General features: G+C 52.8%; 17 protein-coding genes and 2 pseudogenes. 1 reads left to right on the plus strand and 18 read right to left on the minus strand.

The window, feature by feature from the left end:
* The 15 genes and pseudogenes from LH51_RS18040 to LH51_RS18095 form a co-directional block, all read right to left on the minus strand.
* On the minus strand, positions 1–761 hold a 761-nt coding region (locus LH51_RS18040), incomplete at its 3' end, for a U32 family peptidase (protein WP_036524968.1).
* A gap of 9 nt (positions 762–770) precedes the next feature.
* A pseudogene (gene ubiU, locus LH51_RS18045) lies at positions 771–1,764 on the minus strand (ubiquinone anaerobic biosynthesis protein UbiU).
* A 120-nt stretch (positions 1,765–1,884) separates the two neighbouring features.
* Positions 1,885–2,217, minus strand: coding sequence for a hypothetical protein (locus LH51_RS18050; protein WP_036524970.1), 333 nt, complete (start codon positions 2,215–2,217; stop codon positions 1,885–1,887).
* Positions 2,218–2,245: 28 nt separating this feature from the next.
* Positions 2,246–2,527 (minus strand): hypothetical protein, encoded by a 282-nt coding sequence (locus LH51_RS21740; protein WP_200882064.1) that lies wholly within the window; start codon positions 2,525–2,527, stop codon positions 2,246–2,248.
* A gap of 255 nt (positions 2,528–2,782) precedes the next feature.
* Entirely contained in the window at positions 2,783–4,036 is a 1,254-nt protein-coding gene (locus LH51_RS18060) for a PepSY-associated TM helix domain-containing protein (RefSeq protein ID WP_200881978.1), read from the minus strand.
* Positions 4,037–4,238: 202 nt separating this feature from the next.
* Positions 4,239–5,081, minus strand: a complete 843-nt coding sequence (locus LH51_RS18065; protein WP_036524972.1) for a TonB-dependent siderophore receptor — start codon at positions 5,079–5,081, stop codon at positions 4,239–4,241.
* Positions 5,063–6,733, minus strand: coding sequence for a TonB-dependent siderophore receptor (locus LH51_RS18070; RefSeq protein WP_052063936.1), 1,671 nt, complete (start codon positions 6,731–6,733; stop codon positions 5,063–5,065). The genes LH51_RS18065 and LH51_RS18070 overlap by 19 nt, the downstream gene beginning before the upstream one ends.
* A gap of 93 nt (positions 6,734–6,826) precedes the next feature.
* A complete protein-coding gene (locus LH51_RS21745) occupies positions 6,827–7,042 on the minus strand; it encodes a hypothetical protein (RefSeq protein ID WP_052063720.1) in 216 nt (71 codons plus the stop codon).
* A 254-nt stretch (positions 7,043–7,296) separates the two neighbouring features.
* Positions 7,297–7,857: pseudogene (locus LH51_RS18075) on the minus strand (DUF4880 domain-containing protein); the annotation flags it as partial.
* Positions 7,815–8,345 (minus strand): sigma-70 family RNA polymerase sigma factor, encoded by a 531-nt coding sequence (locus LH51_RS18080; RefSeq protein ID WP_052063722.1) that lies wholly within the window; start codon positions 8,343–8,345, stop codon positions 7,815–7,817. The pseudogene LH51_RS18075 and the gene LH51_RS18080, both read right to left, overlap by 43 nt.
* 166 nt (positions 8,346–8,511) lie before the next feature.
* Positions 8,512–9,303, minus strand: coding sequence for a TonB-dependent siderophore receptor (locus tag LH51_RS19695; RefSeq protein WP_081960905.1), 792 nt, complete (start codon positions 9,301–9,303; stop codon positions 8,512–8,514).
* The gene (locus LH51_RS19700) at positions 9,270–10,508 is read right to left on the minus strand and encodes a TonB-dependent siderophore receptor (RefSeq protein ID WP_144244327.1); all 1,239 of its coding nucleotides are present in this window, start codon (positions 10,506–10,508) and stop codon (positions 9,270–9,272) included. The genes LH51_RS19695 and LH51_RS19700 overlap by 34 nt, the downstream gene beginning before the upstream one ends.
* 8 nt (positions 10,509–10,516) lie before the next feature.
* Positions 10,517–10,990, minus strand: coding sequence for an STN domain-containing protein (locus tag LH51_RS19705; RefSeq protein WP_052063939.1), 474 nt, complete (start codon positions 10,988–10,990; stop codon positions 10,517–10,519).
* Between the two features lie 100 nt (positions 10,991–11,090).
* On the minus strand, positions 11,091–12,041 hold the full coding sequence (locus tag LH51_RS18090) for a FecR domain-containing protein (RefSeq protein WP_036522338.1): 951 nt from the start codon (positions 12,039–12,041) through the stop codon (positions 11,091–11,093).
* Positions 12,042–12,045: 4 nt separating this feature from the next.
* Positions 12,046–12,558: a sigma-70 family RNA polymerase sigma factor gene (locus LH51_RS18095; protein WP_036522340.1), complete on the minus strand. Its 513-nt coding sequence runs from the start codon at positions 12,556–12,558 to the stop codon at positions 12,046–12,048.
* A 212-nt stretch (positions 12,559–12,770) separates the two neighbouring features.
* Here LH51_RS18095 and LH51_RS18100 point away from each other — a divergent pair, with 212 nt between their 5' ends.
* Entirely contained in the window at positions 12,771–13,058 is a 288-nt protein-coding gene (locus LH51_RS18100; RefSeq protein ID WP_036522342.1) for a PIN domain-containing protein, read from the plus strand.
* A 111-nt stretch (positions 13,059–13,169) separates the two neighbouring features.
* On the opposite strand, the gene LH51_RS18105 is transcribed toward LH51_RS18100, so the two are convergent.
* The 3 genes from LH51_RS18105 to LH51_RS18115 all read right to left on the minus strand — a co-directional run bounded on the left by LH51_RS18105 (position 13,170) and on the right by LH51_RS18115 (position 17,189).
* The gene (locus LH51_RS18105; RefSeq protein WP_036522343.1) at positions 13,170–15,584 is read right to left on the minus strand and encodes a TonB-dependent siderophore receptor; all 2,415 of its coding nucleotides are present in this window, start codon (positions 15,582–15,584) and stop codon (positions 13,170–13,172) included.
* Between the two features lie 87 nt (positions 15,585–15,671).
* Entirely contained in the window at positions 15,672–16,655 is a 984-nt protein-coding gene (locus LH51_RS18110) for a FecR domain-containing protein (RefSeq protein ID WP_052063724.1), read from the minus strand.
* Between the two features lie 3 nt (positions 16,656–16,658).
* Complete coding sequence (locus tag LH51_RS18115; protein WP_036522344.1) at positions 16,659–17,189, minus strand: sigma-70 family RNA polymerase sigma factor; 531 nt, start codon at positions 17,187–17,189, stop codon at positions 16,659–16,661.
* Positions 17,190–17,388: the final 199 nt, after the last annotated feature.

The raw sequence follows: 17,388 nt of genomic DNA on the forward strand, positions 1-17,388 counted from the left end.
CCCTNNGCCTGCTGGCTCAGCCTCACCACATCAACCTGCAACTGCTGCATTAGTGGCAATTGATCGGCCAGATTGCAGCAAGCACCGGACAGGGTCTGGATACCATTCAGTACAAAGACATCCTGTGCCTCCTGAGAGCGCATTAACAGACCGTCCTGATACTGCTGACAGACAAAACCACAGCGATCTTTAGGCAAATCATGATAGCGCGCGGTAAAGCAGCGTGATGACCAGGCCAGTGGCAGATGGCCATAAGCAAACACTTCCGTTTCCACCGACATGCCCTGCCCGGCAATCGCCTGTTGCATATCCGCCAGGGTTTCACGCGACAGCTCTACCGGAAAACACCAGCGTTGTAAGCCCAGGTTCACTAAACGCTGCAGGGTTCTTGGGTTGTAGATATTCACCGCCGGTCCACTAACAAAGGGCAAACTGGCTTCAGACAAGAGCTGCAGCGCACTCTGATCATTGGCTTCCACTTGCCAGCCCTGTTTAGCCGCCAATTCAACCAGGCGTGTCAGTTGCTTCAGATCCCCTTCTGATTCGATCAGTGTCTGGCTGGACAACACCACCTGTTTACCGGCCTGTACCAATTGATTAGCCATGCCAACCCAATCATCCAGTTTCAGCTCCCGACGGCGGGCACATACAGTTTCACCCAGATAAACAATTTCTACCGGCCACCGGCTGACTTGATCATAGAAGGCTTCAACTTCTGATTTCTTCCAGTAATACAGCAAGGGTCCCAAAGACAATTTCATCGTCAATTCCTACTTCCATTTCCTGTGATAAGCACCCAGTGTCGTCAGGCTGCCCTCAGACAGCTGACTTAACTGCCCGGCCCAGCGCTGCAATTGTGCCGGATCAGCGGAGGATGCCCTGGCCTTATCAATCGCCTGGCGCCAGACCTGTGTCACCTGTGCCACATACGCAGGACTGCGCTGACGCCCTTCAATTTTAACCGCAGCGATACCCATGGCTTGCAGCTTGGGCAGCAGATCCAGCGTCGACAGGCTGACGGGTTCTTCCAACGCATGGTAGGTTTCATCACCGACAGCAAAACGACCTTTACACAGCGTGGGATAACCCGCTTTTTCACCTGCCAGAAAACGATCGATCAGCACACCATTGAGACGTGCCTCCAATCCGGCATCGGTTTCCTGCCAACGTACCGCCTTAGCGGGTGAACAAGCGCCACGGGTATTGGGTGATTCATCGGTTAGATAGGAGGATAGATAGCAACGTCCTTCTGCCATAATGCACAGGCTACCAAAGGCAAACACCTCCAGTTCAACCGGGCTGTTTTTGGCCAAATCCTCAACCTGGGAAATCGACAGCACCCGTGGCAGCACCGCCCGTTTAATGCCGAACTGTTGCTGATAGAAAGTCAGCGCGGCACGACTGGTCGCTGAGCCCTGCACAGACAAGTGGCGCGACAGATCAGGATAGGTTTGAGCGGCATAATCCAGTAGCCCCATATCGGCCAGAATCAGCGCATCCACCCCCAGTGCTGCCGCCTGGTCCACAGCCCCGGTCCATTCGGCCCAACGTGAGGGCTGAGGATAGGTGTTGATGGCGCAGAACACCTTGCAGCCCCGACTCTGGCATAATCAACCCCTTCACGGGCACGCTTATCGTTAAAGTTCAAGCCGATAAACTGACGCGCATTGGTGGCGTTCTGAAAACCAAAATAAACGGCATCAGCCCTTCATCTACTGCTTTCTTCAGCGCCGGAAGATTCCCGGCAGGACAGACCAACTCCATGTATACCTCCCAAAATTTGGGCAAGCATAGCAGTTCGGCTACAGTGATAAGTTGATATTAGTCATGATCTTGTTGATACCGGTGATGGCAGTTCAGTAAGCACATGAGGCGCCTAATCAGTTAAGATTCCATCCCCTCGATTTCTGGCCAGTCTATTTCAACAATATGCCCAGGGCCTGCATCCAGTAAGATGTAAAAATCACCCTCAGGACGCGGAAAGCGGATGCGAGACTGTTCATCCAGTGCGCTTGATAGAATCAGGTCTTCATCATAGGTGATTACATCCAGTTGTATGCCTTCAGCACCGGAGCCATCGGAAAAACCGCCTTGGCAAACAATGAAATCCCCCTCAAGCTTGCACTGACAGTGCGGAGAGTGCGCCCAGACAGGCAAGGCCACCAGGCTGCTGAACATCAGTAGTGCTATGTAAAAGAAGCGTATGTTAGTTCTCATAATTCGTCCTCAGGTTTGTGCACACAGGTTAGCGATTGCGGCTCTCAATGAAGGTTATGGTGCTGGGTGAGGCGTCGGCCAAAGGCATGGACATCTGGTGCACTGATCCATCCCAACCTACCAGGGTCAGCCAGATATCAGCATCGGCCGTGGCGGTATCGGTAATCGGCACAGAGATAAACTGGCGATAAGGAGTCCCGAAGGAGATAGCACCAGCGGTGCGCAGATTACGCGGCTTACCGATGCGCATATAAACGGCTTTCACCTGCGGGATACAGGCCTGGCAGAGTGAGAGTGAAAAGGTTTTCATATAACTGGCCACCCCATCTTTCCAGGGGGGAATGTATCCCACTCGGCCAGTTGAATCTGCCAGGGGCCGACTGAGTGCTGACCAAGATCCCGCTCACCCAGCCCTTGTCCCCCCGTGTCATGGCCAGGGTATCAAAATAAAACGGCATCGCCACCATGGGCAAAACCAGCAACAGGGCACTGAGATGAAAACGCCAGCGAAACCAGAAACTGTATTTATTTCGGGATGCCGTCTTCTGGGCGGTGGAGGATTGGCTCATAGCTTTTCTCCTTTTTGCAAGGCATAAGCCGGCATTTGTGCATCCGTCCCTTTGCTGGGTTGCTTGTTGGCCTTTCTTGCCCGAAGGACCGCAGCGGTGTCCCTGAAGGTGCGTTTGGTCCAGATCATCATGCCGCTGAACACCATCATGGTCAGCAGTATACCGAAGAAGAAATACACCAGTTTTAAGCTCAGACCAACGAAATCACCGGTATGCAGTGGGCGCATGGAGCCGGTGATAATTTCCAGCCAGGATAGATCCGAAATCCGGCGTGTCTGCTCAATATTGCCATTGTAAGGATTGATGCTGACCTCCTCGAACAACAAGGGATAACCTACACTGCGCCCGCCGATACGATAGTGCGCATACGCATTCCATGGCATAGAGACAAAAGATGCCTGAAAATCAGGAAAAGCTGTTTCAACAACCGCTGTTGCTTCATCCAGGCTGATAAAAGGCGGTGTCTGGCTGTTGGTATCCAGTTGCGGCACATCAGCCCTGTCGACATAGATGGGTGGGCCCGCCGTGGAGAAGGAGATGTGATTATCCTGCAGTATGCCTTGCAGCAGAAACCAGATACTGGTGATGGAGATAATGGCGATAAAAGGAATCGACCAGATACCCGCCAGGCGATGAAAGTCTCCCCAGAAGACTCGCGCACTGACGTTGAAACGTAGCCGTGGGCGCAAGAAACCTCGCCAAAAGCGTTTATAGACAACCAGCCCCGTAACTAAGGAAACCAGCATGGGGATGGCGGTGATACTGACAAGGTACCACCCCCAGCTGTAGCCATTAGTCCAGGGCAACAGTAACCAGCCATGCAGCCCCCTTACGAACTGGCGAAAATCAAAACGAGCGCTCTCCCCTTGAATAATGCCAGTGTAGGGATTGATATATAGTGTTCGCGTGGTGAAATCTGGATAACTGATGCGAGCCGTTAGTGCAAACTGCGATTTTACCGGTCGGGAAATAGATTCAACAATCGCCTCAGGATGGCCCTCATTCACTACGGCGACAATTTCGTCAAAACTCAGCAGAGGACCCGCCTGAGCCGGAGGATTGGCACGTGAGGCCGGATCAGCCAGCCAGACAATCTCCTGACTAACGGTGGCAATGGTGCCAGTCAGGCAGATAAAGAATACAAATGCCCAGATCGGCATGGCCATCCAGCTATGCACTAAAAACCAGATTTTGGCGCGACTGGTTCGCGGCTTTCCGGTCATGGACTTAGTTGAAGTGTACGTAGACATCAGGTAGATCTTCCGTTGTTTAACAGGATAGGTAGCGCTATCAACTCACAGCAGACAGCAAAGCGCTGTCAGCAGATTTTTTCTTTGCTTACTCTAAAGACGAATGAGAAATGCAAAAGGTGCAAAACTTTTTTAAAGTCATGAAAGTTGAAGTCCCGGAACAGGCAGAGCCTGGTCCGGGAAGGCTGAAAACCTTGTGAACTTAGAACCGGTATTTCAGGTTGACCGAAAATTCACGAGGGTCACCGAAGGGGGTGTAGTTACGGCTATACATTGACGCCCGATAGGTTTCATCAAACAGGTTGTTCACCACCAGAGTCAGGTCAGCGTTGGAGTTAATTTGATATTTTGCTGTTAATCCAACCAGAGTTAGCGCATCACGGCTGATTTTCCAGTCCGCCTCTTCTTTGTAAATCTTGCTGTAGTGCTGCAGATTGCCGCCAACAGACCAATCGGTATTGGGCAGTTGGTAGTTGGTGGCCAGCTGCACCGTGTGTTGCGGTAGTTCAGTTGCATAACGTTCACCTTTGCTAGCGCCGCTAGCATATTCGCTGTTTACATAGGTATAGCCTGCGGCAAGGTTCCAACCCGGTTGTATTTCGCCATTCGCGCTTAACTGCACCCCTTGGCTGGTGACCTTGTCGGAGGCAGTGTAACAACGGCCACCGCAGGCATTGGACGGATCGTTGGGGACGGATTCATCCAGCCGAGCCAGGTTGGTTTGCTCCAGCCGAAACACGGCCACAGAGGTATTCAGCTGGCCACCCAAAAACTCACTTTTAATCCCTGTCTCATAATTGCTACCCACCACCGGCTTCAGCGTATTACCGTCCAGGCTTTTGTTGCTTTGCGGATTAAAAATGTCCGAGTAGCTGATATAGGCCGAATGGACATCATTGATATCGTAGATCAGGCCGGCATAGGGCGACACAACACCGCTCTCTTTGACTGTGGTGGTACCTGTGTCTACATCTTTATCTTCATATGAGCTGATACGAGTTCCAGCAATCAGCTTGAGCGAATCGGTCAGGCTAAAGCGACCCACCCCATACACCCCCGTTGGGTGATTTCATATCCACCAGTATAAGGGTTGGCTCCAACAGCTGTAGGTAGTGCTGTGGGGTCGAATGTATACACATTAATGGGCTGTAACGCGGCCATATAGCCACTTCCAGCATAGTTCCGGGTCATGGTGGAGCCGTTGGCGCCGAATACCAGTTCGTGACTACGCCCCAGCAGACTCACTGGCCCGGAAATATAAGCATCTAAAGCATCATACGGAATGTCGCCACTTACTCTGGACTGCTGCCTGATATCCATACCATCTCCGGTACTCGGGTCCAGATCGCCTCTGATAAAACTGTAATTATTGATGGCATAATTGGTTTTACTGCCGGAGTATTGCAGTTTCATCATCCAGTCTGCGGGCAGTTGCTGCTCCAAACCCAGTGTATATAGGCTGTAGTCTCTGGTGGTCAGGTTATTTGCGTTGCCGAAGAAAGCGGATCGACTGAGCCCCGCCTGACTACCATCCGCGGCAAAAGGTACGCCAAAGTGGTTTCTGCTTTTATCTTCTTGATACTGCAGGCTGGCATAGACCAGGGTGTTGGGGGTAATATCCGCTTCAACAATCCCGTATACCGCCTGCCGGTCTCTGAACACATGATCTACAAAGGAGTCCTGCTCGTCCATTAACAGCACCAAGCGCCCCCGTACATGCCCCGACTCTATCAGCGGACCGGAAATATCACCAACCAAGCGGCGCTGCTTCCATGAACCCAACTGCGCTTCCGCCTGTGCCTGAAACTCATGCGTGGGACGTTTACGCACCAGATTAACAGTACCACCCGGATCGCCCGCTCCACTCATCAGTCCCGAAGCACCCTGCAACACCTCAACGCGATCAAGGAAGGCATTGTCGATCTGAGGGTTTTGGTTCCAACTGCTTATACCGACAGGATTAGGCATACCATCATACTGGTGCTGCAGCTCAAAACCTCGACTGTAGTAGTTATTGCCGTTTTGGCCTCGATCATGAACAAAAACCCCACTGGTGGCTCTGAGCGCATCATCAACCGATGTCATGGCAGAATCATCCATCTGCTGGCGGGTGACAACAGTGACGGTTTGCGGTGTTTCTCGTGGCGAGAGGTTAAGCTTGGTGGCAGTATTGGTTTGACTGGCCTTATATGAACCCGACCACTCAGTGATCCCTGCAGCACTACCGCTGCGCTCACCCTCAGCGGATACCATCACCGCTGGTAACGTCATTACGCCACCACTTTCGCTGGCAGACATCAATGAAACCGTATTCGCGCCAGTAAATCTATAAATGATGCCAGTGCCCTGAAGCAACCGCCGCAACCCTTTTTCAGAGGTAAAGTTTCCCTGAAGGCCGGCACTGTTTTTGCCTCTGGTCAATTCCCCTGCACCGCTCAGGTACAGCCCAGTCTGTTCTGCAAAGCGATTTAATGTGTCCGATAAAGACCCCGCCGGTATACTGAACGCTACAGAGGCCTGGGTTTCTGTTGCGCTTTGGGCACTAGCCGGCATCGACCAGAGTGCAGGCAGAGCCATGGCGGCTGAATAAGCCAGGCCACCACAGGCGATGCGAATGGCCAGGGCCAGAGTTTGGGCTGTTGGTGCACGGTTGTGAGCGACGTTAGGTCCGCGTTTGGATACAGCGGTGGATTGCATTAACTAGACTCCCATGGGTTAAAGTTTCTGATTCTTCTCTTAACACGGACGAATCAGAATAAAGGGGAAGCCTTTTGATAAAAAAATTGACCTTTACTGTTCAGGCTCCAGCGTTACCCACCAGGGTAAGAGTCGATTGACACGCACGGGCAGTGCATCTTCCAGCATAGCAAGACAATGGTCGGGATTGTTGATGGGGTAGGCCCCCATCACCCGTACGTTGGCTATGGCCGGATTGATACCAAGATAACCACGACGATAGCGGGCGAGTTCCGACACCAGCTCTTTGAGAGGAATATCCTCTGCCACGATCAACCCCTTGGTCCAGGCTTCCCTGGCGCGTTCGGCTGTTTGTGGTGGCTGGATGGTTTGCTGATCAAATGCAGTCTGCTGACCCGCGCTGAAAATTTTGCGATCACCGGCCGTTGTAGTGATTTCCACGGCCCCGTCGTAGACGGCGAGCAAAGTGTCGGCTTCCCGTTGTTGCACGCTAAAGCGAGTGCCAATTGCCCGCAATGTGCCCTGCCGGGTAGTAACAATAAAGGACGATGTCCTGGGTCCTCGGCAGTCTGTATCAAGATTTCGCCCTTGTACAGACGGATGCTGCGCGTATCTTCCCGGTAGTCGATATTTACCGCACTAGCCGTATTGAGCCACAGCTGACCGCCATCGGCCAAGGATAGTTGGCGGGTCTCGCTGATGGCCGTATGATGGTCGGCCATCCAGCTACTGGCGATGCGTTGGCTTACCACCGGTAATGGGGTATAGCGCCAGCTCAACCAAACAGCCATACAGGCCAGGCCACTGCCAAGCAGTTTGCGTCGGCTTATCCGCTCCTTGCGAGTGGTTTTGAGAATCCTGCCAGTGCCATCCTGACCTGCATACTGCTGCGCTTGCTGAAAACGCTGACCGACCCGGGCAACATACTGCCAGGCGCGTTCGTGCTCAGCATTCTGATTAAGCCAAACCCGCCATGCTGTTTTTTCCCTCTCGGTGGCATCTTCGTCCGTTACCCTGGCGAACCATTCGGCGGCCTGTTGCAGAACATGATGCTCAGGAAGGCGGGGGCGATGTTCTTTCATCAATATACAGCCTCGTAAAACCGGGCCTCTATCAATACACATTCCAGCATAGCCCTGGCCATCCAGGTTTTAATGGTTCGCTCCGAGACCTGCATTTGTGTGGCGATCTGCTTGTAGGTGAGCCCCTCGACCTGGGAGAGGATAAAGGCATTGGCGACTTTTTCTGGTAGGCTCTGCAACATGGCGTCCAGTTCGCAGAAGCTTTCTACGATGATGGCATGATCCTCTGGAGAGAGGTCCACCTCCTCCGGGCGAGTCGCCAGCACCTCCAGCCAGGCCTGCTCCACGGCCCTGCGGCGCCACATATCTATGCACAAACGACCCGCCACGGTACGCAAATAGCTACGGGCGCTATCAAGGTTATCCAGTGAACGGGGTTTGAGCAGCAAGCGTACAAACGTGTCTTGGGCAAGATCCGCCGCCAGATCCTGACAGCCTACCCGGCGGCACAGCCATTTATGCAGCCAACTTTTATGGTCGCTGTATAACAATCCCACCTGATCACGCAGCACCGGCTCTACTCCAGACATCACCTCCCCCAAATCAAAATGATAATAGTTATCATTATATTCAGCGAAGTTTTGGAATACAAGCCCTGATTATTTCACGCACACCAGTTAAAGCGATACCCAACAATCCTTTGGTATTTCATTAGATTTACTGTTGGGTTTCGCTGTATTCAACCCTACCTACGCGCTACCAATCGTAGGTCATCCCCAGGGTAAAGTTGCGCTCGTCGCCGTAGAAACAGTTGAAGGTGCACGCAGCCAAGTATTTTTTATCAAACAGATTGTTGACGTGAAGGTTGAGCTGCAACTGTTCAATCCGATAACGCAGGGCCAGGTCGTAGACTGTGTAAGAGGGTACTTTGACAGAATTGTCGAGGTTAAAGGTGTGTCCTAAGTGGCGCACGCCTCCCCCAATACTCAGTCCTTGGGCAAGGCCAATGGGTACCTGATAGTCCAGCCAGAGTGAGACTGTATCCTGTGGCACGGCTGCGGTGGTGTTACCTAAGTCATCACGGTTACTTTTGGTCACCTCATTATCGGTGTAGGCATAGGCGGCGATCAGATCCAAATTATTACTCAGATGAGCACGACCTTCCACCTCGACACCCCGAGAGCGTACCTCGCCGGTCTGCACGGAAAAGCCGGGGTTGTTGAGGTCCGACGTTAGCACATTGCGTCGGGTGAGTTCATAGGCTGCAAGGGTGAACGAGGCATTGTATCCGACAGGCTCGTACTTGATCCCTACTTCGTACTGCTGGCCGGTGGTAGGCTCAAAGCTGCTTCCTGAGGCATCCATACCGGTGGACGGTTCGAAGGATTCACTATAGCTGGCATACGGCGCTAACCCCTTGTCGAACAGGTAGACCAGACCGGTGCGCCAGGTTAGCTCACTGGCTTCGCCTGTCTGGCTGGTATAGCTGCCATCTGCATTGGTTCGGCGGTTCTTTAGGTCGACATCATCCCAGCGACCACCCAGCAGAAATACCCAGCGATCATCGAGCTTGGTTTGATTCTGGCGTAGATGCCCAGATGACTATAATCCACTCTGCTGGTACGTGAGACTGCGTCGCTCATGGTTGGCTGGTTACCATATTGCGGATTAAAAACGTCCAATGGTTGATTGGTGCCAACCCACACCCGCTGCTGAAACTCGGAACTGCGATAGTCCACACCAACCAGGCTGGTGTGCTGAAAGCGGCCATGGTTCCAGCGTGCCTGCAAATGATTATCGATGGTCACACCGGTTTCCTCGTCGAGCCGACGTTGAGCACCGCGGTTAACGATTCGCCTGGTAGCATCATCCGTGCGATTGCTGATCCAGTGGTATGACCAGTCTGTCTCAGTGTCGTACCAAAGCAGGTTGTGCTTGATGGTCCAGATGTCGTTGAACCTATGTTCGAGCCGGTATCCAAGGGTGTTCCGCGAGACCTCCATAGCGTCGAAATCTGGTTCACCCACGAGCAAATCCCGAGCGATTTGACCATTGGGGTTGGGTAGCACAGTACCATCAAAAGGTTTGCCGTAGTCGTAGGCTGTCTCACTTTCATGGAGCGTTGCCAGCAGCGTCAGTGTGGTATGGTCAGTAGCATTCCAGTCCACAACCGTCGACAGCGTCCGCCTGTCGTCGGGAATCTTCGTAATCATAGTATCGCTGTCCTGCACCAGGCCAGTGATGCGGTAGCTCACGCTACCATCTTCAGTGACCGGTCCGCCGACATCCACGGTTGCACGTTGACGGTTCCAGCTTCCCATCTGCAGACCAACCTGGCGCAGTGGTTCGCTGGTGGGACGTTTGCTAACCAGATTAATGATACCGCCCGGACTCGCCTGACCATAGAGAATGGAGGCTGGCCCCTTGAGTAGCTCAACACGTTCGTAGAGGAAGGGCTCCTGCACCCCGGTAATAGAGTTAATCGGATATTTCCGACCATCCAGATAGAGGCTCCCGCCACCGGAGCTCCAGCCCCCGGAATTGAAACCGCGCATCAGCAGCGATGTTCCGGCAGTTCCGCTATTGCCTCCCCCACCGCTCTGAGAAACGACACCCGCTGTGTAGCGGAACGCCTGGTCCAGCGTATCCGCTCCCTGCGCTTCCATCTGCTCCCGGCTTACCACGGAAACGGACTGTGGTGTCTCAATTAGCGGTGTGTCGGTCTTGGTAGCAGTTGCACTGCGCCGAGCCACGTACCCATCTACCGGCCCCAGGCTGATTCATCAATAGCCATACCGCTAACCTCAACAGCCGACAACTCGACCACCTCACTCCCATCAACCACTCGCATCGCCTGCAAACTATAGCCCCCATTCGCCAGGCGGTTGGCTTGTAAACCACTACCCGCAAGCATTCTGTTGAGCGCTTCATCGGCGTGATACTGACCGCTTAAACCAGTAGCACTTTTGCCTTGTACCACATCGGGCGTGAATGAGACATTGATGCCCGATTGAGCTGAAAATGCCGCTAATGCTGATTCCAGGGAACCTGCAGGAAGGGTAAATGTATGGATTTGTTGTTGTGCATCGGCCTGAGCCGGTGTGACGGCCAATAAGTTGATGGGCGCAGCAATGGCAACACCCAGCAAGGCCAGCATGATGCCGCGTTGCAAGGGTTTTATAACAAAGGGGGTGTGCTGTTTGCATGAAGTAGCTGAAGATCTGACCGCTTGCATGAGTATTCCTTGTTAGTTAATAAAAAGAAAGTGCTTACTTAACAAGTCGGATGAAAATGAAAATCAACAACACTCCTGACTAAATTTTTTTACCATTTGTTCAAATGGCTTCAATTCGGGCCCAATAGCGGGTGAAATAGCGGATTCTTACCGGCAAGGTGCTGGTCAGATTTTGCAGGATCAGTTGGGTGTCTTTTAGATGGAAGGAACCGGAAATCCGCAAGCTGGCTGCGGTGTGATCACAACTGAGTTTGCCTGGGTGGTAGCGTGATAATTCCTCAATAAACTGATCCAGGCGCCAGTCACTGACCACCAGTAATCCTTGTATCCAGGCCTGAGGTTGTCCTGCAATTGTATGCGCTGGTTGCACAGCATGATCAGTAAATTGCAGTTGTTGCCCGGCATTCAGTCGTACCGGTTGCTCTGAGCCTTTGGCTGGCCGAATTTCTACCGCATCTTGCAACACCTTGACCTGGGTTAGATGACTGTCACTTAGCACCAGAAATTGTGTACCTAACGCCCGGATATTGCCCTGCCGGGTTTGTACGCTAAACGGTCGTTGCTGCGGATCGGTCTCGGTGGTGACCAGGATTTCACCTTGATGCAGAATGACCTGACGCTGTGCAGCATCGAAAGCAATATCCACTGCACTATCGGTATTCAGCTGTAACTGGCTGCCATCGGCCAGCGTTACTTGCAGTGACTTACCTTTGCCGGTGCGATACTCCGCCATCAGCGGATAAGCGCTTTCACGATACTGCCAGGCTAATCCGCCGCTTGCACCGGCGACCAGCATCACAGACAACATTTTAATCATCTGACGACGGGAGGCACGGGCGTTCGTTAAGGTGCTGCTGCTTATTGAATCGTTTGCCTGTGCACAAGCCTGTTGAAGCTTTTCTACACGCTTCCAGGCAAGACGATGACTGGGATCTGCTGCTAGCCAGTGTTGATGCGCCTGATGCAGAGGATCATCAGCGGAGACTTCACGCAGATCGATATACCAGGTGGCAGCGGCTTCTATGACATCAGCAGAAGGTTTATTCAGCATAGGATCAGTCTTCAATAAGCATCAGGCATTGACTCATGGCTCGGATAAAATACTTACGTACGGTATTCACCGAAATGTGCAGGCGGCGACTGATTTCGACATAGCTCAGCCCATCCAGTTGAGCCAGCAAAAAAATCTCTCTGCTTCGCTCTCCAAGATTGTCGAGTAAGCTGTCAATTTCTATCAGAGTTTCAATGATGCTATGTTTTGCTTCAGGCGAGATTTCGCTCGCCTCGGGCTGCAGCATTAACATCTCCAGATAGGCTTGTTCAATGCTACGACGGCGATACAGATCGACCAGTGTATTGCGCGCAAGACGTGTGAGGTAGGCTCTTGGTGCGCGTAATTGTGTGGTTTGCCGCTGCAGCATAAGCTTGATAAAAATATCATGGCTCAGATCGTTGGCCTGCTCGGAACAACCCAAGCGGTTGCGCAGCCAACCTTGCAGCCAGCCATGATGATCGCTGTAAAGCGAGCCTATCTGATCACGCAGTGCCGACCCGTCTCCTGAATGCATTAAAAATCCCCAATCAACACGAACGATAATGCTTATCATTATATTGAGTGGGGTGCGGGGTTACAATACGGGAATATCCGATAGCTATAAGTACAGAACTCGATATAAGTTTTGTCACTGACATTAGTCAGATTTAATGGATGGCGGTACTTGAATACCACCCGTCATGCACATGTACTTCCACATATACTTGATCGAAGAGGCCAACTTTAATGAGACAAGTGACCATCTATCTGGAAGACGAGCTTGAGGCCAAGATGGTCGCCACCGCCAAGGCCCGCAAACGCCGAGAGCGCTCAACCGCAGTCCAAGCACTACCCTTTGACAGCGCCGAAGCCGAAGCCCGCATCCAGATCAGCCTGGAAAAACAGGGCACCCCCATAGGTCCATATGACTTGTTGATCGCTGGTACCGCACTGGCACAGAACGCCACCCTGGTCACTCGCAATACCCGCAAATTCAACCGGATCAAAAAGCTACAGGTGGAAAATTGGTATTAGCCAAACCTATTGGGGCAGCAGGGTTCTGGACCGCTACCCCAATCCTGCTGGGTTAGATAACCCCCTATACAAAAATCCCGGAGCAGGCCGTTCCCCTTAAAAACAGTTTAACTACCAGTCGTACGTTACGCCCAATGTGAAGTTGCGCTCGTTGCCGTAGTAGCAGTTGTGGGAACAGGCGGCCACATATTCCTTGTCAAACAGATTATTGACGTGGAGATTGAGTCGTAGTTTGGCATCTATTTGGTAGCGTATGGCGGCGTCGTAAACGGTGTACGAAGGAACTTTGATAGCGTTGCTGGGATTGTAAGTGTACCCAACGTGGCGCACACCACCAGCAATGCTTAAACCCTGAGCTCGACCGCTTGGTACTTGATAGTCCAGCCATAGTGAAGCGGCATCCCGTGGCACCCCTCCAGCAGTATTGCCAAGGTCATCACGATTACTCTTGGTTACCTCGCTATCGGTGTAGGCATAAGTCGCTATCAGATCGAGGTTGTTGGCAAGGTGTGCACGACCTTCTATCTCGACACCACGGGAGCGCATTTCGCCGGTTTGCACCGAAAAGCCGGGATTGTTGAGATCTGTCGTTAGTACGTTCTGCTGAGTGAGTTCGTAGACCGCTAAGGTGAGTGAGGCATCATAGCCTACAGGCTCAAACTTGATCCCTACCTCGTATTGCTGGCCGGTGGTTGGAACAAAACTGCTGCCATTGGCATCAACGCCACCGGCTGGCTCGAAAGATTCGCTATAGCTGGCATACGGCGCCATGCCGTTATCAAACTGGTAGACTAAGCCTGCCCGCCAGGTAAACTCGCTGGTATTGACCGTCTGCCGAACACGGCTGCCATTGGATGCGATTCGGCTGTTGGTCTGATCCACATCATCCCAGCGGCCACCCAGCAGAAAAACCCAGCGATCATTTAACTTGGCCTGGTTCTGGGCGTAGATACCCAGATGGCCATAATTGTTTTTGGTCCGATCAGCATCTTCACTCAGATTCGGTTGGCTGCCGTATTCTGGATTATAAACGTCCAGCGGTTGGCTGGTGCCATACCATACCTTTCGCCGAAACTCGGTACTACGATAGTCAAGTCCAACCAGGCTGGTGTGCTGAAAACGGCCATGACTCCAGCGCGCCTGCAAATTGTTGTCGATGGTTAGGCCGGTTTCTTCATCGATCCGGTGTACAACGCCTCGGTCTACCTGCCGCTGTGTTATGTCGCTTGGCATCCTGCTGAACCACAGATAGGCATAGTCTGCTTCATTGTCATACATGAGCAGGTTGTGCTGTGCCGACCAAGTGTCGTTGAACTGATGTTCAAGCCGGTAACCCAGGGTATAGCGGCTTGTCTTGAATCGATCAAAGTCGGGCTCACCCATAAACAGATCTCGAGCGACCTTACCGTTGGGGTTGGGTAGCACGGTACCTTCTGCAGGTTTGCCAATGTCATAGGCGGTTTCATTATCATGGAACGATGCCAGTAATGTGAGCTTGGTATGATCGGTAGCCTGCCAGTCCAAGACCGTAGACAGTGCCTGCCGGTCGTCGGGAATCTCGTCGATCATGGTATCACTGCCCTGCACTAGCCCGGTGATGCGGTAGCCCACGCGGCCATCCTCAGTGACTGGTCCGCCGAAGTCCAAGGTGGCGCGTTGACGGTTCCAACTTCCTACCTGCAGTCCTATCTGTCGCGACGGTTCGCTGGTAGGTCGCTTGCTTACCAGGTTGATGATGCCACCAGGACTCGCCTGGCCATAGAGAATAGACGCCGGACCCTTCAAGAATTCAATGCGCTCATAGAGGAAGGGCTCCTCCATCCCGCTGATGGAGCTAATTGGAAACTTCCGGCCATCCAGATAGAGGCTGCCGCCCCCGGAGCTGAAACCGCCAGAGTGGAACCCTCGCATGATCAGTGATGTTCCGGCACGGCTAGTACCACCACCGCCCTGAGAAACGACACCCGCAGAGTAACGTATCGCTTCATCCAGCGTATCCACTCCCTGGGCTTCCATTTGTTCCCGGCTTATCACAGAGACAGACTGTGGTGTCTCGATTAACGGTGTGTCAGTCTTGGTGCCAGTAGCGCTACGTCGGGCCACAAAGCCACCAACTTGCCCTGTGGCTTCTTCATCGAGATATATTCCCGATATACTCACCTCCGGTAGTACCATGGCATAGCTGGCCACCACCCGATAACTGCCATCCGCTTCCCTAACCAATGACAGACCACTACCACCAAGCAGCTCCTGCAATCCACTTTCAGCACTGTGCTCACCAGAGAGTCCCTGGGTTTGTTTCCCTTGGGTCAGATTGGCATCAAAGTAAATGACCACACCGTATTCGGCTGCAAAGCGGCTAAGGACATAGCCCAAATCGCCAGCAGGCACCTCCACATGCCGTACAGTTTGCTGAGCATGGGCGGTCAGTGGCATCAGTGTGCTGGACAGCGATAGTGCTGTATAAAGCATGGCACCGGCAATAGCATGAGCGAGGCGTGATTTTTTAAACGTCGGATTGTGCATATTTTCCCTCTGGCGAGCAACAAAGAAAAGTGAGCCTTTAACCAGAAGGTCGAATGGAAAGCTAAAAGGTACCGTTATTGGCAAGAATTATTTTTTTTCGTCGACTATCACCCAGTAACGAGTACGGGCATTAATCGAAACAGGGAAGGATTTATTCAGGGCATGCAACGCCTGGTCGGTGTCATCCACCCTGAAGGCACCTGTAATACGATAATGAGCCACGCTGGGGGTACAGCGTAAAACTCCCGTGCGGTAGCGGCCCAGCTCAGCCATAAACACATCCAGACGCATGTTTTGCACCACCAGCATCTGACGAGTCCAGGCGTCGTCGGTGGGCGCCAGTTCTGTGGGCGGAGAAGCGCTGTCGGCTGTAAAGGTTAGCCGCTGGCCAGCAAGACACAGGCTTTGAGACCCTGCGCGAGTGGTAACTTCCACACTATGCTCGAATACCGCCACCTGTATTTTCTCTTCCAACACTCGCACCGAGAAACGGGTACCTAGAGCACGCACCCTACCCTGCGGTGTTTGCACAATAAAAGGTCGTGGGTTCTCAATATTTTTGCTGGCGGTGGTCACCATAATTTCGCCTTCGCGCAATAACACCAGGCGCTCGTTCGCGTTAAAATGGATATCCACTGCCGAAGCGGTATTCAATGTCAGGGTGGTGCCGTCGTCCAGGGTCAGATGCTTGATCTCGCCGGTGGCGGTGTGGTGATCGGCCAGCCAATGATCTACAGGGGCGTAGCGGTAGGCAGCCATACCCAGGCTGCCCGTGCCAACCATCAGCACCAGCCCCTTCAACACGCTGCGACGGCTCACGCTGAAATGCTGTTCGGCACGCTCCAGAGTTTTAAGTGCCAGGTGACCCGGCACCTGACCAAGCCGCGCCTGCAACTGGTCTACCCGCTGCCAAGCCCATAGATGTATAGGGTCGCTATTTAACCACTGCTGCAAGGCGTGCTCGTCCACTGGTCCGGCGTCTTCTGAACACAACCGAGCATACCATTGTGCCGCGACTTGCAGGGCCTCGCGCCGGGACTGGGTCAGTTCCTGATGGCTGGCGGTCGTCACTGGCTAAAGCTCCGTTTCCAGCGCATAGAGCAAACAAGACTCAGTGGCCTTGGCCATGTATTTTTTGACCGAACTGAGTGATACATCCAGCTCCAGGGCAATATCTGCGTAGCGCATGCCCTGCAACTGCGACAGCAAAAACGCCCGCCGGACTTTGGCTCCCAGCCCACTGAGCATAGAATCCAGTTCGTGCAGTGTTTCCAACAAAATGGCCTGCTCTTCTGGCGAGATGGCAACAGGCTCTGGCTGCTGAGCTAGCGTTTCCTGATAAGCTTTTTCCAGTGCATGGCGGCGGAAATGATCGATCAGGATCCGGTTGGCGATGGTCGCCAGAAAACTGCGTGGTTCACGGATAGCCTCAACTTGGCGTTTGGCATCATCACGTCCCAGAATGCGAACAAAGGTATCCTGAGCAAAATCCGCCGCCTGCTGGGAGCAACCCAAACGACTGCGCAGCCAGCCAAGCAGCCAGCGATGATGTTCGGAATACAGGGTATGTACCTGTTCACGCAATGGGTAATTCCCAGACGACATGGTTACCTTCTGGCCTCAATATATACAAATGATAATGATTGTCATTATATTGAATACCCAGAAGGATACAAGCCCTTACTATTGATTCCTGACCCTATTGGTCTGGAAAAAAGCCCAAGCCTTGAAGTATTTCTGAAAGGTTGAAACTTTCGGGCACCCTGTTGTCGTTACAGACAAAAGGGGCAGCTCACGGTCATGA

Origin of the sequence: Nitrincola sp. A-D6 (genome assembly GCF_000764495.1) — a bacterium.
GTDB lineage: Bacteria > Pseudomonadota > Gammaproteobacteria > Pseudomonadales > Balneatricaceae > Nitrincola.